General features: G+C 59.5%; 24 protein-coding genes and 1 tRNA gene. 10 read left to right on the forward strand and 15 right to left on the reverse strand.

The window, feature by feature from the left end:
• Window positions 1–4 precede the first annotated feature (4 nt).
• From GRI69_RS09710 to grxC, 12 genes are all read right to left on the reverse strand, one after another.
• The gene (locus GRI69_RS09710; protein ID WP_160728083.1) at window positions 5–1327 is read right to left on the reverse strand and encodes an MFS transporter; all 1323 of its coding nucleotides are present in this window, start codon (window positions 1325–1327) and stop codon (window positions 5–7) included.
• On the reverse strand, window positions 1324–1914 hold the full coding sequence (locus GRI69_RS09715) for a VOC family protein (protein ID WP_160728084.1): 591 nt from the start codon (window positions 1912–1914) through the stop codon (window positions 1324–1326). The genes GRI69_RS09710 and GRI69_RS09715 overlap by 4 nt, the downstream gene beginning before the upstream one ends.
• 19 nt (window positions 1915–1933) lie before the next feature.
• Window positions 1934–2701, reverse strand: coding sequence for a glucose 1-dehydrogenase (locus GRI69_RS09720; protein ID WP_160728085.1), 768 nt, complete (start codon window positions 2699–2701; stop codon window positions 1934–1936).
• Window positions 2698–3099, reverse strand: coding sequence for a nuclear transport factor 2 family protein (locus GRI69_RS09725; RefSeq protein ID WP_160728086.1), 402 nt, complete (start codon window positions 3097–3099; stop codon window positions 2698–2700). The genes GRI69_RS09720 and GRI69_RS09725 overlap by 4 nt, the downstream gene beginning before the upstream one ends.
• A gap of 43 nt (window positions 3100–3142) precedes the next feature.
• Complete coding sequence (locus tag GRI69_RS09730) at window positions 3143–4987, reverse strand: SMP-30/gluconolactonase/LRE family protein (protein ID WP_160728087.1); 1845 nt, start codon at window positions 4985–4987, stop codon at window positions 3143–3145.
• On the reverse strand, window positions 4974–5366 hold the full coding sequence (locus GRI69_RS09735; RefSeq protein WP_160728088.1) for a YybH family protein: 393 nt from the start codon (window positions 5364–5366) through the stop codon (window positions 4974–4976). Before GRI69_RS09735 ends, GRI69_RS09730 begins: the two co-directional genes overlap by 14 nt.
• Before the next feature lie 93 nt (window positions 5367–5459).
• Entirely contained in the window at window positions 5460–5900 is a 441-nt protein-coding gene (locus GRI69_RS09740) for a hypothetical protein (RefSeq protein WP_237453032.1), read from the reverse strand.
• A gap of 235 nt (window positions 5901–6135) precedes the next feature.
• Entirely contained in the window at window positions 6136–8220 is a 2085-nt protein-coding gene (locus tag GRI69_RS09745; protein WP_160728090.1) for a winged helix-turn-helix domain-containing protein, read from the reverse strand.
• Between the two features lie 336 nt (window positions 8221–8556).
• Window positions 8557–8633, reverse strand: a tRNA-Arg gene (locus tag GRI69_RS09750).
• Between the two features lie 39 nt (window positions 8634–8672).
• Complete coding sequence (locus GRI69_RS09755) at window positions 8673–9173, reverse strand: DUF1178 family protein (protein ID WP_419957070.1); 501 nt, start codon at window positions 9171–9173, stop codon at window positions 8673–8675.
• Window positions 9145–9960: a nitrilase-related carbon-nitrogen hydrolase gene (locus tag GRI69_RS09760; protein WP_160728091.1), complete on the reverse strand. Its 816-nt coding sequence runs from the start codon at window positions 9958–9960 to the stop codon at window positions 9145–9147. Before GRI69_RS09760 ends, GRI69_RS09755 begins: the two co-directional genes overlap by 29 nt.
• Entirely contained in the window at window positions 9961–10224 is a 264-nt protein-coding gene (gene grxC, locus GRI69_RS09765) for a glutaredoxin 3 (RefSeq protein WP_160728092.1), read from the reverse strand.
• Window positions 10225–10389: 165 nt separating this feature from the next.
• Here grxC and GRI69_RS09770 point away from each other — a divergent pair, with 165 nt between their 5' ends.
• Window positions 10390–10863: an Hsp20 family protein gene (locus GRI69_RS09770; RefSeq protein WP_160728093.1), complete on the forward strand. Its 474-nt coding sequence runs from the start codon at window positions 10390–10392 to the stop codon at window positions 10861–10863.
• 375 nt (window positions 10864–11238) lie between these two features.
• On the opposite strand, the gene GRI69_RS09775 is transcribed toward GRI69_RS09770, so the two are convergent.
• From GRI69_RS09775 to tpiA, 3 genes are all read right to left on the reverse strand, one after another.
• Window positions 11239–12873 carry a CTP synthase gene (locus tag GRI69_RS09775; protein WP_160728094.1) on the reverse strand — a complete coding sequence of 545 codons (1635 nt, stop codon included), beginning with the start codon at window positions 12871–12873 and terminating at the stop codon, window positions 11239–11241.
• Between the two features lie 102 nt (window positions 12874–12975).
• Window positions 12976–13341: a preprotein translocase subunit SecG gene (gene secG / locus GRI69_RS09780; protein ID WP_160728095.1), complete on the reverse strand. Its 366-nt coding sequence runs from the start codon at window positions 13339–13341 to the stop codon at window positions 12976–12978.
• Between the two features lie 80 nt (window positions 13342–13421).
• A complete protein-coding gene (gene tpiA, locus GRI69_RS09785; protein WP_160728096.1) occupies window positions 13422–14183 on the reverse strand; it encodes a triose-phosphate isomerase in 762 nt (253 codons plus the stop codon).
• A gap of 215 nt (window positions 14184–14398) precedes the next feature.
• Between tpiA and GRI69_RS09790 the strand changes: the two genes are divergently transcribed.
• The 9 genes from GRI69_RS09790 (at window position 14399) to lexA (ending at window position 23567) form a co-directional block, all read left to right on the forward strand.
• Window positions 14399–16336 carry a peptidyl-prolyl cis-trans isomerase gene (locus tag GRI69_RS09790; RefSeq protein ID WP_160728097.1) on the forward strand — a complete coding sequence of 646 codons (1938 nt, stop codon included), beginning with the start codon at window positions 14399–14401 and terminating at the stop codon, window positions 16334–16336.
• A gap of 19 nt (window positions 16337–16355) precedes the next feature.
• Complete coding sequence (gene trpE, locus GRI69_RS09795) at window positions 16356–17858, forward strand: anthranilate synthase component I (RefSeq protein WP_160728179.1); 1503 nt, start codon at window positions 16356–16358, stop codon at window positions 17856–17858.
• Window positions 17859–18094: 236 nt separating this feature from the next.
• Window positions 18095–18700: a phosphodiester glycosidase family protein gene (locus GRI69_RS09800; protein ID WP_237453033.1), complete on the forward strand. Its 606-nt coding sequence runs from the start codon at window positions 18095–18097 to the stop codon at window positions 18698–18700.
• Window positions 18693–19655: a prolyl aminopeptidase gene (gene pip, locus GRI69_RS09805; RefSeq protein ID WP_160728180.1), complete on the forward strand. Its 963-nt coding sequence runs from the start codon at window positions 18693–18695 to the stop codon at window positions 19653–19655. Before GRI69_RS09800 ends, pip begins: the two co-directional genes overlap by 8 nt.
• Before the next feature lie 60 nt (window positions 19656–19715).
• Complete coding sequence (locus GRI69_RS09810; protein ID WP_160728099.1) at window positions 19716–20330, forward strand: anthranilate synthase component II; 615 nt, start codon at window positions 19716–19718, stop codon at window positions 20328–20330.
• A complete protein-coding gene (gene trpD, locus GRI69_RS09815; protein ID WP_160728100.1) occupies window positions 20327–21319 on the forward strand; it encodes an anthranilate phosphoribosyltransferase in 993 nt (330 codons plus the stop codon). The genes GRI69_RS09810 and trpD overlap by 4 nt, the downstream gene beginning before the upstream one ends.
• On the forward strand, window positions 21316–22101 hold the full coding sequence (gene trpC / locus GRI69_RS09820; RefSeq protein ID WP_160728101.1) for an indole-3-glycerol phosphate synthase TrpC: 786 nt from the start codon (window positions 21316–21318) through the stop codon (window positions 22099–22101). The genes trpD and trpC overlap by 4 nt, the downstream gene beginning before the upstream one ends.
• 163 nt (window positions 22102–22264) lie before the next feature.
• Complete coding sequence (gene moaC, locus GRI69_RS09825) at window positions 22265–22738, forward strand: cyclic pyranopterin monophosphate synthase MoaC (protein WP_160728102.1); 474 nt, start codon at window positions 22265–22267, stop codon at window positions 22736–22738.
• A 127-nt stretch (window positions 22739–22865) separates the two neighbouring features.
• A complete protein-coding gene (lexA, locus tag GRI69_RS09830) occupies window positions 22866–23567 on the forward strand; it encodes a transcriptional repressor LexA (RefSeq protein ID WP_160728103.1) in 702 nt (233 codons plus the stop codon).
• The last annotated feature ends 18 nt before the right edge of the window (window positions 23568–23585 follow it).

Below are 23585 nucleotides of genomic sequence, written 5' to 3' on the forward strand. Positions count from 1 at the left end.
CGATTCATTGTGCAACAGCCGGAAGCTGGCTCTCCTCACCGACCCGCGCCAACAGGAACAGCGCCAGCGATACGATCGTCAGGCCTGCGACGGTGAAATAGACCGCGGAATAGCCGCCTGCCTCAATCACGACGCCCGACCAGCCAGCCCAGACTGCCCGCCCGAAATTGGGCACCGCCATGAACAGGGCAAACAGGCTCGCCGCCACTGCCGGATCGCAAATGCGCATCGCCCAGACGATGATTACGATGGTTTGAATGACTCCGATCGATAATTGCAGGACGTACAATGTCGAAAATACATTGCTTCCGATCCAGCCATCAAAAGTCAGCCCGCCAATCGAGGCAAGCGAGGCAAGGACAGCGCTCAAGGAAACGAGTGTCCAGCGAATGCCCACCACGCGAACCAAGATCGTTGGGAGTACCAGTGCCGTGCCTGCGGAAACCAGCGTCGCAAGCGCGGCAAAGTTCGAATAACCGTCGCTGCTCCAGCCCAGGTGCTGGACGCTCAAGGTCGGCGCTACGGCATCGATGAAGGCCAAGGAGACTTGCGCGACGGCTGCTCCAAGCAGAAACAGAAGCGTGCCCGGCTTAATCAGCGCACGAAACATGCCATTGAAGATCGGCAACCAGGCATCATGCTGGCGCTGCTGACACTCTTTTGAAGCTTCGCCCGACGACCACGGCAGCAGGCGTTCACCCGGCCGTTCGCGGAAGACGCTTACAAAGGCCGAAGCGGCTGCCACCATGGCGGAAAGAACGATCGCCATGGCGACAAGACCGTTTGCGTTCAGCACCTGTCCGGCGATGAAGCTGGTGACCGAGATGCCAAATACTTGTGACGCGAACATTAGGCTGTTGGTGACGGTCCGCTCTTCGTCGGGCACAATATCCACGGCCAGACCGTCAATCGCGACATCGTTGAGCGTAGCACACAGATTGAGCATGAAACACAAGGCTGCAAGCAAGGTGATTTCGGTAACGCCGGGGTTCAGCAATCCCATTGTGACAAGCGCTGCGAGCATCAGCGCCTGCGCGGCCAAGGTCCAGGCCCTCCGGCGGCCCATTGGCTTGAACGCAAAGCGGTCCATCAGGATACCGTTGAGCGGCTTCAGCGACCAGGGGAGGATCGCAGTGCCGACAAACGCGCCGACTTGCAGGGGGGATGCGCCAGAGGAGGCTAGCCATGCGGGAATAGCCACGGTCGATAGGCCGAGCGGCACCCCTTGCAGGAAATACAGAACCATAATCGTAGCAAACCGTGCAATGCGGTTTTCAGAAAGCGCGGGAAGAATGGGCATACCCTGCCGTGGTAGGGTCAGTCTCATGATCCAGATCCCGCGATTTCTTCCAGCTTGCCGCGGATCGGTGAGATCGGCGCTTCCGGATCGATTGCGAAAAGTTCGGCCGCAGAGACCCCGAGCTGAAGTTCGATCAGCCACTCATCCGGATCGAATTCGACCCCAACCGGATTGGAATTGAGAACGCCGCTCTTGAAATAGTCGACGCACTCGCCGACTGTGTCGAAGCAATCGACAGAAAACTCCATCTGGTTGCCGTCCGGGTCGGCATAATAGAGTGAAGCGCTCATGCCGTGGTTGACGCACCAATAGGGCTCGATCCCCTTGGCTTTCAGATCGCGATAGCTTCCCAGGAGAGTGTTCAGATCGCAAACGTCGTAGGCGACGTGATCGAGGCCGATGGGACGGTGTCCGCCGTCGGATGCATGCGGAGCGATCGTTTCCAGATCGGCGAAGGCAAACCGGTGATGGGCATCGCCATACGTCACGAACGCCAGCGCTTCGTTGCGATAGACGATCTCTGCACCGAATACGGCCGCGTACCAATCAAGCATCTCTGGCAAACGTTTGGTGCGATAGACCACATGAGCGAGTGCGGGCGTCGAGAACGGCATATGGCCCTCTTCCTTCCTTTCAGAGCGTCAGATGGAAGCCTCCATCGGCGGTCAGGGTGGTGCCGGTGATGAAGCTGGCCTCGTTAGAGGCGAGAAAGGCGATAGCGCGCGCGATCTCCGCCGAATCTCCAAAGCGACGCTGATGAATTCCGGCCTTTATGGCTTCGAATGCTTCCGGGCCGAGATTGCCCTTGATCTCGTGATGTAGCGGCGTGTCGGTGACGCCGGGACAGACGAGGTTTACCCGAATGCCCTGTTCGGCCAGCTCTGCTGAAGCAGACGTTGTGAGAGCCAACTGTCCGGCCTTCGATACGCAATAGGCCGCCGAGCCGGGGCATCCCAGGAAGGTGTTCACCGAGCCGATATTGACGATCGCTCCGCCGTTTCCAGCGGCCAACATCGCACGCGCTTCGTGCTTCAGGCACAAGAAATTGCCGCGCAAATTGGTGTTCTGGACCCTGTCCCACCAGTCGTCCGGCGTATCGACGATTGGATAGACCTCGGCCCCGATTCCGGCATTGTTGACCGCAATGTCGAGCCGCCCGTGCGTTTCGATAGCGTGGGCTACCATCGCCTCGACTTCGCAAGCATCGCTTACGTCGGTGCGGATGTAGCTGGCCGAACCCCCGGCGTTGGCAATGTCCTCGGCCAGTGCCGCCATCGCTTCCTCGCGCCGCGCGGCTAGCACGACGGTGGCCCCACGCTCGGCGAAGAGACGCGCGGTCGCTTCCCCGATCCCGCTGCTCGCTCCGGTGACGAGCGCGACCTTGCCCGCGAGCGACTTCACGCCGGCTCGCCCAGCGCTCTGGCGAGCGCGAAGGTGTCGACATGCTGCTGGAAGGTGGCGATCTTGCCGTCCTTGACCGTCCACCAGTGGACGATCTGGGGGTTGATCTCGGCCCCGCTCGCTTTCACCCGGGCGCGGTAACGGCCCTGCATCGCAACCGTGTCGCCATCCTCGATGACCTGCCGAATTTCAACCGTGAACTCGTCGAAATCCTCGGCGACGCGGGCAAACACACCATCGACGATGGCTTGCGGTCCGAGGTAGGGATTGCGGTCTGCGAGCTTGTTGTGCTCGGCTTCATGCCAGACGATATCCGGCGCCATCAGCGCCACGATCGCGTCGATGTCGCCCGCGCCGAACCCCTCGTAGAGCGCCATGATGATCTCTCGATTTGTCATTTCCCTCTCCCTTTTCCCTCGGGCACGCGAGCAGAAAGGCCGCTCAATTCGACACGTCCGCGGCGATGATCCAGCGGCCCGCAATCCTGCGCCACAGTAGCGACGCGTAACCGCCGAACAGGCGTTCGCTCGCCGCATCGAACACGTCGTATTTCTGGATTTCGACGAAGGCATCGGGGCCTAGCCTTTCGACCCTTAGTACCTCGAGTGTCGCATCATGTGCCGGGCTGGCCGCGACATCGACCCAGAACGCTTCGAGGGCCTCGGGGTCCGAAAGCAGCGTTGCGTTGTCGGTCGAATAGAGCGAGCCGGGGCCGTAAAGCGCCATGATCCCCGACGCGTCGCCCGAGCGGATGCCTTCGAGGACCACGCGGGTGCGGTCGTCGAGGATCGGTGCGAGGTCGGCAAAGTGATCCCGCTCGGCCGCGACAGTGGGATCGCTCACACCAAGCCTGACAAGGGCATTACCCAATCCGGAGACATAGACCCTACCGTCCGGTGCAATAATCACGCCGGTCAGCAAGCCCGGCATTGGGCCCCAGATGTCCGGACCCAGCAACGGAAGCACGGGTTCGCCTACATCCAGCCGGCGATATGTTTCGCTCATTACCCGGGCGCTTGCTTCCGGCGTGGGCGCGAACATTGTCTCGCGGTCCCCGGTGTCGGCATCGACCTTGTAGACCGCATTGGCAAAGGGGCTCGCCACCCACAGGTCGCCGTTCGCGTCGAGTTCGATATTGTCGGGCGTTGGCAATGTGACGAGTACGCGGCGGTCCGACAGTTCTCCGCTTAGCGAATCTACCGCGAAGCTGAGAATCCGGCTGTCCATGATTTCGGCGATGTAAAGACGCCCGCGCGGGGCATCGAATGCAATCCCGTTGGCGAAATTGAGCCCGTCGACGACCCTTACGGCTCGCGGGTCTTCCTTGGCGACTTCTTCTGGAGCGATGCGCCAGACCGAACCATCGCCGAGCGGCCTGTCGGCAGCCGCGAACATCCGCGCTTCGGCACCCTTACCGGCTGAGTTCTCGGTCGATTGCGTGAACCAGATCGCGCCCGACGGATCGCGCACCACGGCGTTCACGCCGAAGGGGTGGTCGTATATGCGGATGACCGCCTCTGTCTGCGTATCGACCCGGTAGATATGCCCGCCGGTAATATCGGCGACGAGCACGTGGCGGCGGTCCGGCTCCCACGAGACCCCGTTCGGGCTGTTCCACAGCGTATCGGGCTTGGTCGTGAAACCCGCCGCCGCGAAATCTCCGAATGGCCGCTTGGTGCCATCGGGATCGAGCGTGACGAGCCCGTGGTCCCAGTCCCCCACGAGAAGGCGCCCGTCGGGCATGACCACGCCATCCTCAGCATGGGTCAGCGATCGGTCGGCGGGGAAGAATGAATAGGTCGTCGTCGGAGCAGACGCGGTCTGGTCCGGCTTGACTTCCACCCTGATCAGCCTGATCGAAACGCTGTCGCTCAGATTGACCGGCGAGTGGGGCGCTTCCGGGCCTTTCCACATGGTCATTGGGTACTGGATGGGCGGCACTTCGCGCGAATCGAAGATCACCTTCCCTTCGGCATCGCGGTCGATCCATTCGTCTGCTTGCTGGATGTAGAGAACGCTGGGCCAGCGATGGAAATGAAGCGGCTCTACCTCGCCGGGACCGAGTGTGACCTCGAGCACACGAACGTGGTCATTTTCCAGCAGGATTCTGTGATTGTCCGGCGCGGCGACTGTGGCCTCGAGTTCAGAAGGCCAAGTCGCAGGATCGCCGGTCAGATAATTGATCTGTTCGCCTTCGATCACCTCTTGTGCCTGAGCGGTACTGCCAAGTGCCATTATCGCGGCGAGCGAAAGAAGGCGTCCGAGGCCCACCTTACCGATCCTCATAGGTCGACCAGCTGTCGATCATCAGCAGCCATTCGCCCGAGGGCTCGCGGCGATAGACGCAAGTACCCTTGCCGGTTTCACCCACCTCCAAGCCATCTTCGCGCGAGCGATAGCGGGCAGTGTAGACGTAGCGGCTGATCGCGAGGTCGCCCGACTGCTCGAGCGCGAGTTCGGTCTTGTCCCAACGCGCCTCATAACCGGCGAAGAAATCCGACGCCCATGCGCCCACGGCTTCCTTTCCGACCAACTCGGATTCACCGGGGACCTGGAAAACTACGTCTTTGCTCATCAGGGCGAGAATGCGGTCGGTGTTGTTGGAATTGATCGCAGCGACATAGGTGTGATGCAGGTCGCGGACAGGCGTGGCAGTAGAGGTCATGACGATCGTCATCCCGGATATGGCTAGGGAGATTGAACCCCGGCGAGCGCTCGGGTCGCAGAAAACACTCGCCGGGGCCCATACGCGCAGCGCTTAGCGCGGCGTGTATTCTTGAAGCAGGATGCTGCTTTTTGCGGTGCGGTATTCCGCGCGATTTCCGCTCTCGGCGATCTGTTGCTCGGCGGTTTTCTTAGCCCATGCATCGAAGGCGTCATTGCGACGTTCCTGCTCCACGGCATTGGGCATGCTCGCGAAGCTCGTCATCAGATACATGGTTGGTTCGCCGTCTCGCGGGTTCACGTTATAGTAGATCTTGTATCCAGTGGTCCAGCCCTGCGAGAGAGCGTACTCTTGGAAGTTCTTCCATTCGCTGGCCAGCCACTCAGCATATTTGAAGTCTCCGCCGTCCTTCACATAGATCCCGTTGAACTGCGCATATTCGCCAGCCTCAAGCGGGAATTCCTGCGCCGCTGCCGGCGCAGCAAGCGACACCGTGAGCGCGGCGGCCGCGATCATACTATTGAACCGGATCATCATTATTCCCCAATGTGTCGCGAGCGGACCTGCAGGGCTTCTGCGTAGTCCGGTCCGATTAGATGCGACCCATTTCTAGGAACTCAGGATAGGTACGCCCGTGACCTGCGCGATCTTCCCCCGCGACGTCCCGAAGTCAGGCGTTTCCTGTGTTATCCAGTGGTCCGAGAATGATTGGTAAAGGGACGAACGGTCAACCCGCCAAACCGTCAAAAAAGCGTCAATACCTGATCAGTCAGGAGCTTCTTGGGTCCGACGGGATCAGATCGGGCCAGCCGAAGCGCTCCCATGCCTCGACCATACCGATGCGCTCGGCGAAGTCCATGAAGCCGGGATGATTGATCGTGCGCTTTATCGGTTCGATGTCGATCCACAGGCTCATCAAGCCAAACATGTTCGCAGGGTGGATGCACTCGGAACAGATCTTCATGACCAATTCGCTGTGCCCCATAATGATCGCGGGGAAGATGATTGTAGAGTCGTAAGGGTCGGGCATGGTTGCATGCAGGCCGTCGAGCATCCCGCAATACGCCACGCGGTCCTCCTCCTTTCCACCGTACATGCCACGCGCAGCAAAGGCGAAATATGCGTCTCGCGCGGCATCGTCCATTGGCGGCATGCCGGGCGGGCGCATTATTGTGGTGCCTAGATACATCCGGTTTTCGTAGTGGCTCTCCACAGCCGCGTCATGATCACCGGAAACCATCTGGGCCAGCGCCAGCCAGACCGGCGGCACGCCCAGATCGGCCATGCGCCGTCCAGCTGCGAGCGCCCTGTCGATCTCGCCAAGGCAAAGATATGCTGAAGTCAGCATCGCGTAGTTGCGACCGTAGACGGGATCGCGGTCCACAGCAGCCTCGACATAGGGAAGCGCCTCGCGGGCCTTGCCGAGATAAAGCAGGCAAGAACCAAGCCGCGAGCAGACATCGGCGTCGTTGGGGGCACGAGAATAGGCCTCGAAAGCCATCTCCAGCCCACGTACGGGATTGAACTGGGTCCATTCGTGAATGCCGAGAATAGAGAAGGCGTGGCCCTGTCCCGGATCGAGCGCAATGGCGCGCCGGGCACAGCGCGCGGCCTCGGCAGATTGTTCGACGCGTTCGAGACTGGGTGTAATAGCCGCCGTCATGATGTGGGCGTTCGCCAGCGTGGTCCAGCATTCGGCAAATTCGGGATCGATCTCCAGCGCTTGATTCAGAAATTCGATTCCCTTGGCAAAAGCACCTTCGATTGCGATCCGCTGGATCATCGCCCGCGCCTGAAGGTACAGCGCGTAGGCCTCACGATCATGGGTCATCTTGCGAGATGGCGCAGGGGATACTGTGAGGCCCAAGGCTTGGCAGATTCCCGCAATGACATTGGCACCGATCAGCTGTCGGGATTCGAAGAACTCTTCGATCGAACCGGCCAGCTGGTCAGACCAAACTTCGGTACCGGATTGCCCCCTGATGAGGCCAATGTGGACACTGATGCCATGCTCGTCTCGTCTGACCTCTCCTTCGATCAAGTATGAGACCCCGAGATCGGAAGCAATCTCGGTAAGGCTGAGCCTTTTTTCGACGACTGATGCAATCGATGTCCGTCCGACCAGCGCGATACCGTTGACCCCGGCAAGTCGAGTAGAGAGTTCGTCAACTATCCCGTCAGCAAGGAAGAAATTGCCTCCTACGTTGTTGAATTGCGAGAATGGTAAAACAGCAATACTGACTTGAGGGGCAACCCCGTTGAATGACCGATAGGCTGGGAAGCGAGTTCGCGCTGCCTCGACAAGTCGCTCTCCGATCTCTTTGTCCGAACCTCTGATTGCGTCGGCAAGCCAAGATTGAAGTTGGCCATCAGCATGGTCGCGGCGCTCGGCAAGCCAACCGTCGAACTTAGAATTCAGCACGAGACCCTGCAATAATGGTCGATTGCCAATCGCGGTCATGCGATCAATAGCCGCGTCGGTTTTTCCTGACGAGAGCTCGGCCTCAAGATCAAACAAGTCGCAGACCAAGGCCCCCTTGCGCATTGAAACAGCTCTGCGCGTCACGATGAGATCGTCGATCCCTACTTCTTCGAGCTTACGTTTGAGTTCGAGCAGGCACTGACGCAGGCTGGCTTTGGCTTGGGGCTGGAAGCGATCCGCCCAAAGCAACCTCGCCAGCGTTTCGCGGTCCAGGGACTGACCGGGCTCAAGGCACAGCATGGCCAGAAGCAGGCAAGCTCGGCGATTACTGAGGGTAATTTCGTCGCCATCAGACGTGTGAATGCGGAACTCGCCGAAGACATTCGCCTTCAATTTCACCCGCTGCGCGGCTTTCGCTCCAGCCTGCTCCACTGCACGCCCCCCATTCCCTAGGTAAGCTACAACCAAATTGCGATTTTGCAATCAGCCTGGTTTGCGATGGAATTGATTCTATTTGACCGGGCTGGCCAAGCGTCGATGGGGCCCGGCGGAAGTTCTCACGCGACTTTGTTTTCGAGCTCTGCAACCGCCGAACCCAGACCGGTAGGAAATATACAGTCCGATATTCTTTACGAAACGGCCAAAGAGCGGTCAGTCGGCTAGCAGCGTCGAAGCTGCCCTAAAGCAGCGTCGAAGCTGCCCTAAAGCGCCCATCATATGTATGTCGGGCGAATCAGAAATTGCGAGCATTTTGCGGATTTTCGCTAATGGTGCGCCCGACAGGATTCGAACCTGTGGCCCCCAGATTAGGAATCTGGTGCTCTATCCGACTGAGCTACGGGCGCCCCGGCGGCGCTGTATAGCGGCTCGCGGCGGCGAGGCAATCAGTTGAGTTTGTCGGGCGGTGCAATCGGGAAAAGGATTGGAGCTACAGAGATGCCCTCGGCCGCGAGATCCTCGGCTTCTTTCCTTGAAGCCTGCCCGTGGATCGCCGACTCTTCCTTTTCGCCGTAATGCTGGGACCGCGCCTCGTCCGCAAACTTGTTGCCAACCCACTTGCTGCTCTCGAGGGCCTTCGCCTGCACCTTTGCGAGATGCTTGAGCGCCTTCTCGACTTCCGGTGGCATGGGGGCATTCGACAGTTGGGCTTCCTTTCGCTTCGATCGGCCTCCGGACGCGTTCGACTTCGTGCCGACCGAAGGTGCCATCGGTGCTTTGCCCACGGTCTTGCTTCCACATTCTGGACAATCGACCAGACCGCGCTCGCGCTGAGTGTCATAGTCGGCCGAGGAGCCGAACCACCCCTCAAACCGGTGGCCATTGTCGCAATGCAGGTCAAAAACTATCATGGCGAGCCTAGTTGGAGATTTTGCGCCGGTTGGCAAGGCTGGGGACTTGGGAACGCACCTCCGCGATCCGGTCCCTGTCGATGTCTGCGAAGCCCAGACCGATGGCGTTGCCTTCCATGTCGAGACTTACCTCGCCCCACGGATCGACCACAAGGCTGTGCCCATACGTCTCGCGGCCGTCTTCATGCTTTCCTACCTGCGCGGCCGCAATCACAAATGCGCTCGCCTCGATGGCCCGTGCTCGCTGCAGTACGTGCCAATGGGCATTGCCGGTGGGAACGGTGAAAGCTGCTGGAATGGAGATTGCATCGCAGCCTTCGTCGCCAAGAACCTGGAACAATGCTGGAAATCGAAGATCATAGCAAACGGTGAGACCAAGTCTCCCGATGGGCGTTTCCACAGTCACTACGCGATCACCAGCACGGTACGCATTCGATTCCCGCCAGCTTTCGCCGCTGGAAAGATCGACGTCGAACATGTGAATCTTGTCGTAGCGCGCGGCAATTTCGCCGGAAGAATCGATGACCAAGGATCGGTTGGCCCACCGGCCCTCGCCTGTATCCACCGCCAGCGAACCGAGACAGGTCCAGATATTGTGCTTTGCGCAATTTTCCCTGACTGCGGCGAGAACCCGATCTTCGCATTCCGGCTTGATCGAACTGGCTGCACGTTTCCGATCGCGGTCGAGAAGACCCGACATCTCGGGCGTGAAGAGCATCACCGCCCCCTCGCCTGCGGCGCCTTCGGTCGCTTCTGTAAGGACTGCGGCATTCGCCTCGGGATCAATGCCCGAAGTCATCTGGAGAACGGCGATCCGTGTCACTCAGCCCTCGAGCAGCGCATCGAGTTTGCCAGCCCGTTCGAGCGCGGCGAGTTCGTCAGACCCGCCGACATGGGTCTCGCCGATGAATATCTGGGGCACCGTCCGAGCCTGGGGTGCGCGCTCTAGCATCTCTTCGCGCTTGGGACCGCCCATGGTGATGTCATGTTCGGTATAGTCGGCCCCCTTCTCATCGAGCAGGCGCTTGGCGCGGAAGCAGAATCCGCAACCGAATTTGGTATAGATTACTATTGGCGGGTGGCTCATGGATGCTCCTTGATCAAATGCATGCGGATTGGGTTTTGCAACCGACTTGAAAGCGATTTTTGCTGCCCCTATCTTTGGTTTGTCACCGCTTGGTGCGGCGACGTTGGAGTGCCAATTATGGGCTCCTACTACACACTCAAATTGCTCACTGGAGGATTTGTTTCGATGAACCGCTTTGACACTACCCCTTATCGCCGGTCGACCGTCGGCTTCGATCGCCTGTTCGACCTTATGGAGCGCCAGGCGCGCAATGCCGGGGGCGACAATTACCCACCCTTCAACATCGAACGCCGCGACGAGGACGAATACCGGATCACGCTGGCTGTCGCGGGATTCCGTCCGGAAGATCTCGACATCACCGCCCAGCAGAACTTGCTCGTGATCCAGGGCCGCAAGCGTGACGATCAACCCGATGGCGAGATGCTCCATGTCGGCATCGCCAATCGCGGATTTGAACGCCGGTTCGACCTTGCGGATTATGTTCGCGTAGAAAATGCCGATCTCAAGGACGGCATGCTCATGATCGATCTGGTACGCGAAGTGCCCGATGCGATGAAGCCCAAGAAGATTTCGATCGGCGGGAAGAAGTCGCTCGAAATCGTCAAGCATGATGACGAAGACGAAACAGCCGCGGCCTGATTTCGCTGGACACAATTTGAGCGGTGCCTCGGAAGGGGCGCCGCTTTTTTATTGCCTGTCGAAAACCGAAAGGGGGTGGCACCAATGGCACCACCCCCGCGACGACTAGCGCCGCCAAGCCTCGGATTCGGCCGTCCGGGTCGCAGAAGACGACCGGGTTCGAGGCAAGTCCCACCACTTGCACGCAAGGCGAAAACCTTGCGGACTCAATGGCCTTTTGAAACTGAGTCAGCAGCGTCCTGCAGCAAATGAAACAAAAGATAAAGCGGCGTGAACCCGATGCGATTCCACCGAATGTCGCATCCCTACAAACCGTAAGAGAGCTTCCGATTGAGAACAGTCACTTAGGGCTTCAATGACCCGCCCAACTATTTTTCAGACAAGGCGCGCTTGTTCGAGCGCCGCTCCAATAAAGCCCGCAAAAAGCGGATGAGGCTCGAAAGGCCTGGACTTCAATTCAGGGTGGAACTGCACGCCAACGAACCAGGGATGATCGGGTCGTTCGACTATTTCCGGCAACAGGCCATCGGGGGACATCCCGGAAAAAATCAGCCCTTGGTCCTCGAGCGGGTCGATGTACGCCGCGTTGACCTCGTAGCGGTGACGATGGCGTTCGGAAATCTCGGTTGATCCGCCATAAATAGAGGACACGTGGCTATTCGCAGCGAGTTTCGCTTCATAGGCACCCAGGCGCATCGTCCCGCCAAGATCGCCGCCGGCCTCCCTCTTTTGAAGACCTTCTTCGCTCATCCATTCTGTAATTATGCCAACCACGGGTTCGGATGTTTCGCCGAATTCGGTGGAACTCGCTCCTGCCAGCCCGGCGGTGCGCGCGCCTTCGATGCAGGCCATCTGCATGCCCAGACAGATCCCTAGGAACGGCACCTTGCGTTCGCGCGCAAATCGCACGCTGGCGATCTTTCCTTCGCTGCCGCGTTCACCGAAACCGCCCGGGACCAGGATTCCGTGCATAGGCTCGAGCTGAGCGGCGATGTCGCCGTCACTCTGCTCGAATACCTCTGCATCGATCCACTTGATGTTGACCTTGACCCGATGCGCCATGCCACCATGGATAAGCGCTTCGTTCAGCGACTTGTAAGCATCCTGCAACCCGACATATTTGCCGACGACGCCGATGGTTACTTCGCCTTCCGGATTGGAATGACGGTCGACTACATCATACCAGCGCGAAAGATCCGGATCGGGCGCATCGGTGATACCGAAGCCGCGAAGCACCTCGGTATCCAGCCCTTCCGCATGATATTGCAGCGGAACCGAATAGATTGACGGTGCATCCAGCGCGGGAATAACGGCTTCCTTGCGGACATTGCAGAAATTCGAAATCTTCTGACGTTCGCTATCGGGAATTGGATGTTCCGCGCGGCACAAAAGGACATCGGGTTTGATCCCAAGGCTGGCCAGTTCCCGCACGGAATGCTGGGTAGGCTTCGTCTTCAGCTCGCCGGCCGCAGCGATATAGGGGACCAACGTCACGTGGACGCTGAGCGACTGCATAGGCTCCAGTTCATTACGCAGCTGACGGATCGCCTCCATAAAAGGAAGGCTTTCGATATCGCCGACCGTTCCACCGATCTCGCAAAGGATGAAATCGTGATCATCCTGCCCTGCCAGCGCGAATTCCTTGATCGCATCGGTGACGTGCGGAACCACCTGAACGGTCGCGCCGAGATAGTCCCCGCGCCGTTCTTTCGCGATGATCTGCTGATAGACGCGGCCGGAAGTGATATTGTCCCCTTGATGGGCGGAGACGCCGGTAAAACGTTCGTAGTGCCCAAGGTCGAGATCGGTCTCAGCGCCGTCGTCGGTCACATAGACTTCGCCGTGCTGGTACGGGCTCATCGTGCCCGGATCGACATTCAGATAGGGATCAAATTTGCGGATGCGGACTTTGTAGCCGCGCGCCTGCAGCAGCGCAGCCAGCGAAGCTGCCATGAGACCTTTACCGAGCGAGGAGACCACGCCGCCGGTGATGAAAATATACCGCGCCATGGGAGTCGGGCCTTAAGCGTGCGGGTTGAGTCGGCGCAAGCGAAAAGGCGCGCAATTAAGCGCGCCATCCACAGAGCGCATGCGAATTTGATACAGCGGCGCCTATTCGGCGAGCGGATCGTCGCTCGTAGCGGCAGCCTCTGCCGGTCCCGTTGGGGCCGGAGCAACGCCGGGCCCACCCAGCGGATCGCTTTCAACAGGAGCGACCGTACGGTCGAGAGTCGATTCGATAGTATCCGACCCACCGCCTTCCACAGCCATGGCTGCCAAGGCGATCGAAAGCGCGACGAAAACCACTGCCAGCCACTTGGTCGAACGGGTGAGGAAATCAGCCGCACCGCGTGCGCTCAGCATACCGCTGGGGCTGCCCCCGATGCCGAGGCCACCGCCTTCACTGCGCTGCATGAGAATTACAGCGATCAGGGCTGCCCCGATGATCGCTTGGACGACAGTAAGGAAGAGGAACATGGGTAGACTACTCTATCGATAGGTGTGCAGCGCCGCATCTAGTCGCGACGCGGACATACAGCAAGGTCACGCTCTAAAGGTCAGGCTTCTTCCGTTTCGGAAGCGGCGACCACTATGCCGAGGAAACTCTCGGCAGAGAGGCTTGCGCCACCGACCAACGCACCGCCCACTTCGGGGAGCGAGAGAATTTCGCGGGCGTTTTCCGGTTTCACCGAACCACCGTACAAGATCCTGACCTGGGCAGAATGTTCTTCCCCGTAGGTTTCGTCCAGAAGCCTCCGAATGGCTCTGTGCATTGCCTCGATGTCGGCAGGCGTCGCGGTCTTGCCGGTGCCGATTGCCCAGACCGGTTCATAGGCAACCGTCAATCGTTCTGCAGCATCTTCGATCTGCGGAAGGCTTGCGCGAAGCTGATCGAGCACGAACTTCTCCGCTTCGCCCTTCTCGCGGGTCGGAAGAGTTTCGCCGCAGCACAGGATAATCCTCAGTCCGGCGTCGAGTGCGCTCTGGATCTTGGCATTGATCTGGTCCGCGGTTTCGCGGTGATCCGCGCGCCTTTCACTGTGGCCCAATATCACGAATTTTGCGCCGGCATCGGCAATCATCGTGGCCGAAATATCTCCCGTGTGCGCGCCGTCGTCCCCGGGAAAGCAGTCTTGCGCACCGACACCGATCTGCTCTGCCTCTCTGTGGACCGCGTGGATCAGGGTATACGGCGGCGCAACGGCCACTTCCGCTTTCATGTACCGCTGTGCAGCACGGTCAATGGCGCGAGCTTCGGAAAGCATGGCCCTCGTGCCGTTCATCTTCCAGTTGCCAACGATGTAGGGCCGTTCGGCCATATTTGGTGTTCCATTCAAGATTCTTGGTCAGGCGGGCGCTATATAGGCCGTGAAGGCGGCTCCGCTAGACGTGGTTTGTTTATAGGTCAAAACCAGACGGGACCTGTTGCGGCGAGGTCGCATGGTGGATAAAGCGCGCTGTTCAACCGGTGATCGGCCGCCTCCTGTACGGAAGTGGCGCGCCAAAAGCACATGAAAAGGCCCGTTCGCAAGCCATGCTCACTTTTTTCCGGAATTTCTTCAAGACGAAGATCGGTCTGGCCATCGCCCTCGCATTCCTGGGGCTGATCGGATTCGCTTTCGCCAGCATGGATGTTTCCAACACGGGCGCATTCGGCGGAGTCGCCGGCGGTGACAGGGTTGCCGTTGTCGGTGACGAGAGAATCGGGACCGCCGAACTGACCCAGGCAGTGAATGATGCGCTTGCTCAAGCGCGGCAGGAAAATCCCGAAGCGACGATGCAGACCTTGCTCGCCGACGGGGGTCTCGATCGCATTCTGGACGATCTGATCAACCGTTACGCCTTGATCGCCTGGGGCGAAGCCAACGGTTTGCGCGTTGGCACCAACCTCGTGAATAGCGAAATTCGCCAGATACCTGCTGCCCGCGGGCCGAGCGGCGAGTTCGACACCGATGCTTACAACGCGTTCTTGCGCACCAATAGCCTGACAGACAGCCAGGTTCGCCAGCAGATCCGCACTTCGCTCTTTTTCCAGCAGTCAATCTTTCCCGCGATTTACGGCACTCAGATACCCGATTCCATCGCTCGTACCTATGCGCGAAGCTTCAAGGAACGTCGCAGCGGGTCTGTAGCCACCCTGCCTGCAAGCCTGTTCGTACCGGAAGGCAATCCAACCTCCGAACAATTGAACACTTTCTATAGCGAATATCGCGCGCGCTTCGTCAGGCCCGAGCGCCGGACGTTCCGCTACGCGACATTCGATAGCAGCGCGCTGGGTGACAGCATCCAGCCGAGCGATGCCGAAATCGCTGCATATTACCGCGATAATTCGGAAAATTACGCAGCGCGCGAAACCCGCAGCTTCACTCAATTGATTGTACCGACGCGCGAAGGGGCGAACGCCATCGCGGAACGAGTGCGTGGCGGGGAAAGCTTCGCCCAAGCTGCCGCGAGCGCCGGTTTGCGGACTACGCAGATCGATGGTCAGGAGCGTTCGGACTTAGTCTCGGCTGCTTCCGATGCGGTTGCCGATGCTTATTTCGCTGCCAGAGAAGGTCAGGTGACCGCGCCAGCGCGCAGTTCGCTCGGGTGGCACATCGCCCGGGTCACTTCGGTAGACGCACAGGCCGCACAAGGTCTCGCACAGGTTCGAGACGCCATTGTCGCGACGTTAAGCGAAACCAAACGGCAACGCGGCATCGCAGAACTGGCCGTGGATATCGAGGACCGGCTTGTCGATGGCGCCTCGCTTGCATCGGTTGTAGAAGAACTGGGTCTCGAACTTCAGACGAGCCCTGCAATTACCGCATCGGGCCAAGTTTACGGGGGCCCGGGTCAGGCACCCGAAGTGCTTGCACCGGTACTCGATTTCGCGTTCCAGATCGAAGAAGGCGAGCCGGAAATCGGAGCACTGCCCGACCAGCAGACCTTCCTGATTTACGAAGCAGCGGATATTGCCCCGTCGGCAGTGGCGCCCCTCGCCGAAATTCGTGACGAAGTCATCGCCGAATGGCGTCAGGTTCGCGGTGATGAAGCTGCAGAGGCCGCAGCCAATCGCATACTGAAGCGGGTTGAAAGCGGTCAAAGCCTCGCCAACGCAGTTGCTGCCGAAGAAGCCGCGATCCGTGCCCCGCAGCAGGTCAATTACAGCCGCGAGGAACTCGCTCGTCTTGGCGGGACGCGGGTGCCTGCTCCGATTGCGCTCCTTTTCGGGATGGCCGAAGGGACGGTCAAGAAGCTCGAAGGAACCGGAGACCAAGGCTGGTTCGTCGTGGACCTCGAAGACATCGTTCTCGAGGAACTGGAAGAAAACGATCCCCTGATCGCACAAGCCAGAACCCAGGTGGGCCAGTCGTGGGGCAATGAATATGCGGAACAGATGCTAGCCGCAATGCGTGCCGAACTGGGCGTCGAGCGTAACGCCGATGCTATCGAAGCTGTCCGTAGCCAGCTTCTCGGCATCACCAACTGAACCGCGATTGACGCGACCGATGGAAGGCCGTGCGAAGGCACTTGAGGCACTTGAAGACGGGCGCCCCGCGCTGGTCTGGCGCCGGGTCGTGGCGGACACCGTCACCCCTGTCGGCGCGGCCCTGCGTCTGATGCAGGAGAACCGAGGCGACTTTCTCCTTGAATCGGTGGAAGGAGGCGAGGTGCGCGGGCGGTATAGCCTGCTCGGTCTTGGGCCCGACCTCGTCTTCCGTTCCTACGGAGACAGGGCCGAGATCAACCGGAACTGGCAGACCGATGCCGAGGCATTCGAAGCTTGCGAGGGCGAGACCCTGCACCAGCTGCGTGCCCTGCTGGCCGAATGCAGGATCGATGTCCCCGACGACCTTCCCTCTGCGCTTGCCTGCCTCGTGGGATACTTCGGATACGAAACGATAGGCCTCGTGGAGAAGCTGCCCCAACCCAAGCAGCGGCCACTTGATCTGCCCGACATGCTCTTTGTCCGGCCAACCCTCCTGCTCGTGTTCGATAGCCTGAAGGATGTCCTGTACTGCATCGCCCCGCTCTGGCCCGAGGGCGCTGTGGCGGAAGCACAACTCGACCAGGCATCCGACAATATCGACGCTGCCCTCGCTCGGCTCAACGGTGCTCTGGATCATGACACGTCCAATTGCGCCGAGCATCCCGCGCCGGTTGCAGAACCCACGATGGGCCCAGATGACTATGCGACAATGGTTCGCCGCGCAAAGGAGTACATTCGAGCAGGCGATGTCTTCCAGGTCGTTCTGTCCCAGCGATTCACCGCACCGTTCGAACTGCCTCCCATAGCGCTCTACCGTTCACTGCGGCGCGTTAACCCCTCACCCTTCCTTTATTTCCTCGACCTCCCGGGTTTCGCGGTTGTGGGCTCAAGCCCTGAAATCCTCGTCCGTGTGCGCGACGGCAAGATCACCGTCCGGCCCATCGCCGGCACACGTCCGCGCGGCGCGGATGAAGTCGCGGACCGTGCAGCCGAAAAATCCCTGCTGGCCGACCCAAAAGAGCGTGCCGAACATTTGATGCTGCTCGATTTGGGGCGCAACGATGTTGGCCGTGTGGCACGGAGCGGCAGTGTTACCGTGACTGACAGCTTCACGGTCGAGCGATATAGCCATGTCATGCACATCGTCAGCAACGTCGTGGGTGAGCTCGATCGATCGAATGATGCAATCGATGCCCTGTTTGCGGGTTTCCCCGCGGGTACAGTCAGCGGGGCACCGAAAATCCGCGCCTGCGAAATCATCGCCGAACTGGAGCCGTCCGCTCGTGGCCCCTATGCTGGCGGCGTTGGCTATTTCGCACCTGATGGATCCTTCGACAGCTGCATCGTTTTACGAACTGCAGTCGTCAAGGACGGCACCATGCACGTGCAGGCGGGCGCAGGGATCGTAGCGGACAGTGATCCCGTCTACGAGCAACGCGAGTGCGAAGCGAAGGCAGGCGCCCTATTCGCTGCAGCACAAGAGGCCGTGCGTCTTGCACAGGAACGGGATTACGGACAATGAAGTACGCAATTCTAACGCTTCCTCTGCTTCTGCTTGGTTCATGCGAGCCCGCCCCTGAGGGTGAACCCGTTACTCGCACGAGGATCGACGGGCAGGCCGGAGCGCCCAGTCCGCTACCGAGTCCCAGCGAAACTGCCACAGGCACGACACACGTCGAGAGTGCCTGCCGTTCGATTATTTTCGAAGATACGCCCCTAACCCACTGCCTCGCCACACCTGCACGGCACCGTCTTTCGATGGATTTAGGGCCTTCCGGAGAAAGTCCCTATCGCAGCCTGACCGCCTATTCCGGCGATCATGAAGCCAACGCGATCGCCTTTGCGATGAATGCCGGTATGTTCGACGATGAGGGCAAGCCGATTGGCTATTTCGTCGAAGATGGCGAGCGACTCCAGTCACTCAATACTGCCGACGGCGAAGGCAATTTCCATACGAAACCCAACGGCGTGTTTTTTGGAAGTGGTGACACATGGGAGGTGCGTTCTACCGAAGACTTCCTCGCTAATGTCCGCGAACGGCCTGAATTCGGGACCCAGTCCGGGCCGATGCTGGTCATCGATGGAGAATTGCATCCGCAAATATCCCGCGACGGTGAATCGCGGTTCGTGCGCAATGCGGTCGGTGTCGACGAGAAAGGGCGCGCGCACTTCGTTATTTCGAATGCTGCAATCAGCTTCGGCAAACTGGCACGCTTCTATCGTGACGAACTTTCCGTAAGAAACGCACTGTATCTCGACGGCAATGTATCCGCACTGTGGAACCCTGCCACCGATCGCCTTGATACTGGCGCGCCAATCGGCCCGATAGTCGTGGTCGAGAGGAAGGAAAATGACGATGATTGAATACGGTCGCACGCTTTACCCGGAGATTGAGCCCTACGAAACCGGCATGCTGGATGTCGGCGAAGGACACTCGCTCTATTACGAGCGTGTCGGCACGCCTGGCGGCAAGCCCGCGGTATTTCTCCATGGTGGGCCCGGGGGCGGCATGTCTCCCGACCATCGTCGCCAGTGGGACCCGGAGCTCTACGACGTTCTGCTGTTCGACCAGCGCGGCTGCGGCAAGTCGCTTCCCTTTGCCGAAATCGAGAACAACGATACTTGGCGCATTGTCGATGACGTCGAGCGGCTGAGAGTGATGTGCGGTCATGAAAAATGGCAGGCATTCGGCGGCAGTTGGGGTGCGACTCTCGCCCTCGCCTATGCCCAGAGCCATCCTGACCGGGTCAGCGAGATCGTGCTGCGCGGGGTTTTCCTGGGCCGCCAGAAAGAGAAAGACTGGCTCTACTCCTATGGCGCCAGCGAAATCATGGCCGAGCAGTGGGACGATTTTGCCGGCCTTATTCCGGAAGAAGAGCGCGGTAATCTCGTTCAGGCCTATTACGACAGGCTGAAAAGCGACGACGAACAAACCCGCCTCGACGCTGCTCGGGAATGGTCGCTGTGGGAAGGGAATGTCGCGACGCTGCTACCCAACGAAGAACTGCTGGGCAGCTTTGCCGATCCCGCCAAGGCGGTGCCTTTCGCGCGGATTTGCGCGAAGTTCTTTCTCAAGGATTTCTTTCTGGAAGAGGCACAACTTCTCAAGAATGTCGGCAAGATCAAGAACATTCCGGGGATCATCGTGCAGGGTCGCCATGATATCTGCACTCCGCCGACTTCAGCCTGGGAATTGAAAAAGGCTTGGCCGGAAGCAGAGCTCTGGGTTGTCCACGATTCCGGTCACTCGGCTGGTGAACCGGGCATTATAGACGGCCTCGTTCGTGCGACCGACAAGCTTGCGGGCAAGGAAGGATGAGACGTCAGGCAGCATTCCTTGCTTGAAAGGAATGCAGACTGCCCGCAATCACGCGCCGAAATGACCGCCAATCGCTCCATCCTCGTCATCGACAATTACGATAGCTTCACCTTCAACCTCGTTCACTATCTTATGGAACTGGGTGCGGAGGTCGAAGTTGTGCGCAACGATGCGTTGTCGGCTGCCGAGGCTCTCCAGCGTGACGCGGCGGGCTACCTCATTTCGCCCGGCCCCTGCACGCCGAACGAGGCTGGTGTCAGTCTAGATCTCGTTTCCGTTTGCGCCGAGGCCGGGAAACCCTTGCTGGGCGTGTGCCTTGGTCATCAGGCGATCGGTCAGCATTTCGGCGCCGCCGTCGTTCGTGGCGGTCTCATGCACGGGAAAACCAGTGCATTGACGCATGATGGCTCTGGTGTCTTCGAAGGCCTGCCTTCTCCCTACACTGCAACGCGCTATCACTCTTTGATTGTCGAGGAGATTCCCGACTGCCTGGTCGTCAACGCCACGAGCGAGACACCCGGGCTGGACGGCTCCAGCGTGATGGGCTTTCGCCATCGCACGCTGCCTATCCACGGCGTCCAGTTTCACCCCGAAAGCATAGCGACCGAGCACGGCCACGCATTGCTCGCCAACTTCCTTGCCCTGTGCGGGATCGACGCCAAGGTGCCCGTATGAAAAATCTTCCCTCAGCCACGACGCATCTTAACGAGACCGAAGCGCACGAAGTGTTCGGATGGATACTCGACGGCGAGATTGAAGATGCCTCAATTGGCAGTTTCCTGACCGAGATGTCCGCGCGTAGCGAGACATCGGACGAAATCGCCGGGGCCGCACGCGCTCTGCGCGAACGTCTGATCCCGATCGATGCGCCAGACGGTACGGTCGACTGTTGCGGTACGGGCGGAGACGGGCATCACACCCTTAACGTATCGACGGCGGTTAGCCTTCTGGTCGCGGCTTGCGGCGTACCGGTAGCGAAGCACGGCAACCGTGCCGCAAGTTCGAAGTCGGGTGCCGCCGATACGCTGGAGGCGCTTGGTCTCGATATGGACGCGGCAGGAAGAACGGCCGAAAAGACATTGAATGAAATAGGTATTTGTTTCCTTTTCGCGAAGAATCATCACCCGGCGATGGGACGAATCCAGCCAATTCGCCAGAAACTCGGGGTTCGCACGATTTTCAACCTGATGGGCCCGCTTTCAAACCCGGCAGGTGTGAAGCGCCAGCTGATTGGTATCGCCCGTCCCGCCTATGTCCCGATCTATGCCGCAGCCAAGGCGAAGCTTGGTACCGAGCGCACTTTCATTGCTTCGGGTGACGAGGGGCTCGATGAACTCAGCCTCGCGGGCGGCAACGAATTAGCCGATGTGAAAGGTAATGATTTCGAAATGCGCCGGGTGGTTGCGGTCCAGGCGAACCTGCCGCATGCCCCCGTCGAAGCGATCCGCGGAGGCGACCCAGCGCACAATGCCAAGGCGCTCGAGGCATTGCTTATGGGCGCACCGGGACCCTACCGTGATGCCGTTCTGTTTAACGCAGCGGCAACACTGATCGTTGCGGGTAAGACCACAGATTGGACGGAGGGAGCGGACATGGCCGGCGAGGCAATCGATTCCGGTCGGGCGAAGCAACTTATGGCCGACTGGATCGAACTCGCGCAATGAACAAGCTCGCGGAGATTTGTGCAACCAAGCGCGATGAAGTGGCTGCTCGCAAGGCGGAGCTGAGCCTTGCCGATCTGGATGCCCTCGCTCAGGAACAAGGTGAGCCGCGCGGTTTCCTGCGGTCTCTGGAAGCGGCTCAGGATCGCGGCTTTGGATTGATTGCCGAGATCAAGAAGGCCAGTCCGTCAAAGGGGCTGATACGCGCGGACTTCCATCCTGCCGATCATGCGCAGGCTTACGAGGCCGGCGGTGCCGCCTGTCTCTCGGTCCTGACCGATGCGCCATATTTCCAGGGACACGAGGATTATCTGATCGCCGCTAGCGAAGCATGCTCGCTGCCGGTTTTGCGCAAGGATTTCATGATAGATCCATGGCAAGTGGCAGAGGCAAGGGCGATGGGCTCCGACGCTATCCTGATCATCGTTGCCGCGCTCGAAGATGCACAGATGATCGAGATCGAGGCGGCTGCGATTGAACGGGGGATGGACGTTCTTGTCGAGGTGCATGACGCCAGTGAGATGGAACGCGCGGCTGGATTGAAGTCACGACTTCTTGGAGTAAACAATCGCAATCTCAAGACGTTCGAGACTGACCTTCGCATCACGGAAGAACTTTCCTCCCGTGCACCAGAAGGCACCCTTCTTGTCGGCGAAAGCGGGATCGACACCCATCAGAACTGCCAGCGTCTTGCCCGATCCGGCGTCCGCAGCTTCCTCGTCGGCGAGAGCCTGATGCGGCAGGGTGATGTAGAGGCTGCAACACGGGCGCTATTGCAGGGATAGACTGTCCTACCAGTTGAGAAACTGGCATGAGGCTAAAAATGTCTCACCCCTCCCCAACCCCATCCGCCCGATCGACTGACCAGACACTGGATCGATTTTTCCCGTCAGGACTGTGGTCCATGTGGTCCATGTCTTCCACCGTTGAGGATCCCCACCCTTCAAAATGAATAGGCTGACTCATCTCGACGAGGCCGGAGCCGCTCGCATGGTCAATGTCAGCGCAAAATCCGGGACCCATCGGAGCGCAAGCGCTGAGGGGAGAATTCGGATGAAACCGGAAGCTCTGGAAGCGATCATGTCGGGCATTGGCATCAAGGGCGAGGCCTTGGCGACCGCCCGGATCGCGGGGATCATGGCAGCCAAACGCACGGGGGAACTCATACCCCTTTGCCATCCTCTGGGACTTGAAAGCATCAAGATCGACTTCACCGATGAAGGCGATGCCATCCGAGTGGCGGCTACGGCTGGCCTGACCGGAAAGACGGGTGTCGAAATGGAAGCGATGACCGCCGTCAGTGTCGCCCTTCTCACGCTCTACGACATGGGCAAGGCTCTAGATCGCACCATGGTGATCGAAGGAATCCGTCTCCTTGAGAAGACAGGCGGCAAGTCCGGGACTTGGCGGGTCATGGACTGAAACGGGAACGCCTGTTCTTCGAGCGGCGGCGCCGAAACCCCCGGAAAGCTTGACTTGACGAAATTGGTTGCCTAATTGTTCCACATTCGTTCACATCTTTGTGAACAGGAACAAAGGGAGTTACCCGATGCTGACCGCCAAGCAGCACGAATTGATCCGCTTCATTCAGCAGAAGCTCGAAGACACCGGCATTTCGCCTTCTTTCGAGGAGATGAAGGAAGCGCTCGACCTGAAAAGCAAGTCCGGCGTTCATCGCCTGATCTCGGCCCTGGAAGAACGTGGCTTTATCCGGCGTTTGCCCAATCGTGCCCGTGCGCTCGAGGTCATCAAACTTCCGGAAAATTCCGTAATGGGCGCTTCTCGGCCATCGGCCACCCCTGCCTCTGCAAACGACTCCGTTATTGCAGCCCATACGGCGAAGCCTGTTGCGGCGCAGCCGGCGAATGACATCATCGATGTTCCACTTCATGGCCGCATTGCAGCTGGCGCCCCGATAGAGGCGATCGAGGGTCAATCTTCGATGCCCGTTCCGGCTGCGCTACTTGGGCCGGGCGATCACTACGCACTCGAAGTCAGCGGCGACTCCATGATCGAAGCCGGCATCTTCGATGGCGATTTCGCTCTGGTCAAACGGACCGAAACGGCTCGTGACGGGGAAATCGTCGTGGCTCTCGTCGATAACGAGGAAGCGACCCTGAAATATCTGCGCAAGGAAGGCGCGATGGTCAGGCTCGACCCGGCAAATGGGGCTTACGAGCCGCAGGTCTATGAAGCCGGCAGGGTGCAGGTTCAAGGCAAGCTGGCGGGTCTGCTGCGCCGCTACCATTGAGCGAGCATCCCTGAGTTA

Source organism: Qipengyuania vulgaris (assembly GCF_009827325.1).
Taxonomy (GTDB): domain Bacteria; phylum Pseudomonadota; class Alphaproteobacteria; order Sphingomonadales; family Sphingomonadaceae; genus Qipengyuania; species Qipengyuania vulgaris.

Coding starts and splice junctions, on each gene's coding strand:
- GRI69_RS09710 (WP_160728083.1), bottom strand. CDS start 1,327: ATGAGACTGACCCTACCACGGCAGGGTATGCCCATTCTTCCCGCGCTT.
- GRI69_RS09715 (WP_160728084.1), bottom strand. CDS start 1,914: ATGCCGTTCTCGACGCCCGCACTCGCTCATGTGGTCTATCGCACCAAA.
- GRI69_RS09725 (WP_160728086.1), bottom strand. CDS start 3,099: ATGACAAATCGAGAGATCATCATGGCGCTCTACGAGGGGTTCGGCGCG.
- GRI69_RS09730 (WP_160728087.1), bottom strand. CDS start 4,987: ATGAGGATCGGTAAGGTGGGCCTCGGACGCCTTCTTTCGCTCGCCGCG.
- GRI69_RS09735 (WP_160728088.1), bottom strand. CDS start 5,366: ATGACCTCTACTGCCACGCCTGTCCGCGACCTGCATCACACCTATGTC.
- GRI69_RS09740 (WP_237453032.1), bottom strand. CDS start 5,900: ATGATCCGGTTCAATAGTATGATCGCGGCCGCCGCGCTCACGGTGTCG.
- grxC (WP_160728092.1), bottom strand. CDS start 10,224: ATGAGCCACCCGCCAATAGTAATCTATACCAAATTCGGTTGCGGATTC.
- GRI69_RS09770 (WP_160728093.1), top strand. CDS start 10,390: ATGAACCGCTTTGACACTACCCCTTATCGCCGGTCGACCGTCGGCTTC.
- GRI69_RS09775 (WP_160728094.1), bottom strand. CDS start 12,873: ATGGCGCGGTATATTTTCATCACCGGCGGCGTGGTCTCCTCGCTCGGT.
- secG (WP_160728095.1), bottom strand. CDS start 13,341: ATGTTCCTCTTCCTTACTGTCGTCCAAGCGATCATCGGGGCAGCCCTG.
- tpiA (WP_160728096.1), bottom strand. CDS start 14,183: ATGGCCGAACGGCCCTACATCGTTGGCAACTGGAAGATGAACGGCACG.
- GRI69_RS09790 (WP_160728097.1), top strand. CDS start 14,399: ATGCTCACTTTTTTCCGGAATTTCTTCAAGACGAAGATCGGTCTGGCC.
- trpE (WP_160728179.1), top strand. CDS start 16,356: ATGGAAGGCCGTGCGAAGGCACTTGAGGCACTTGAAGACGGGCGCCCC.
- GRI69_RS09800 (WP_237453033.1), top strand. CDS start 18,095: ATGGATTTAGGGCCTTCCGGAGAAAGTCCCTATCGCAGCCTGACCGCC.
- pip (WP_160728180.1), top strand. CDS start 18,693: ATGATTGAATACGGTCGCACGCTTTACCCGGAGATTGAGCCCTACGAA.
- GRI69_RS09810 (WP_160728099.1), top strand. CDS start 19,716: ATGACCGCCAATCGCTCCATCCTCGTCATCGACAATTACGATAGCTTC.
- trpD (WP_160728100.1), top strand. CDS start 20,327: ATGAAAAATCTTCCCTCAGCCACGACGCATCTTAACGAGACCGAAGCG.
- trpC (WP_160728101.1), top strand. CDS start 21,316: ATGAACAAGCTCGCGGAGATTTGTGCAACCAAGCGCGATGAAGTGGCT.
- moaC (WP_160728102.1), top strand. CDS start 22,265: ATGAATAGGCTGACTCATCTCGACGAGGCCGGAGCCGCTCGCATGGTC.
- lexA (WP_160728103.1), top strand. CDS start 22,866: ATGCTGACCGCCAAGCAGCACGAATTGATCCGCTTCATTCAGCAGAAG.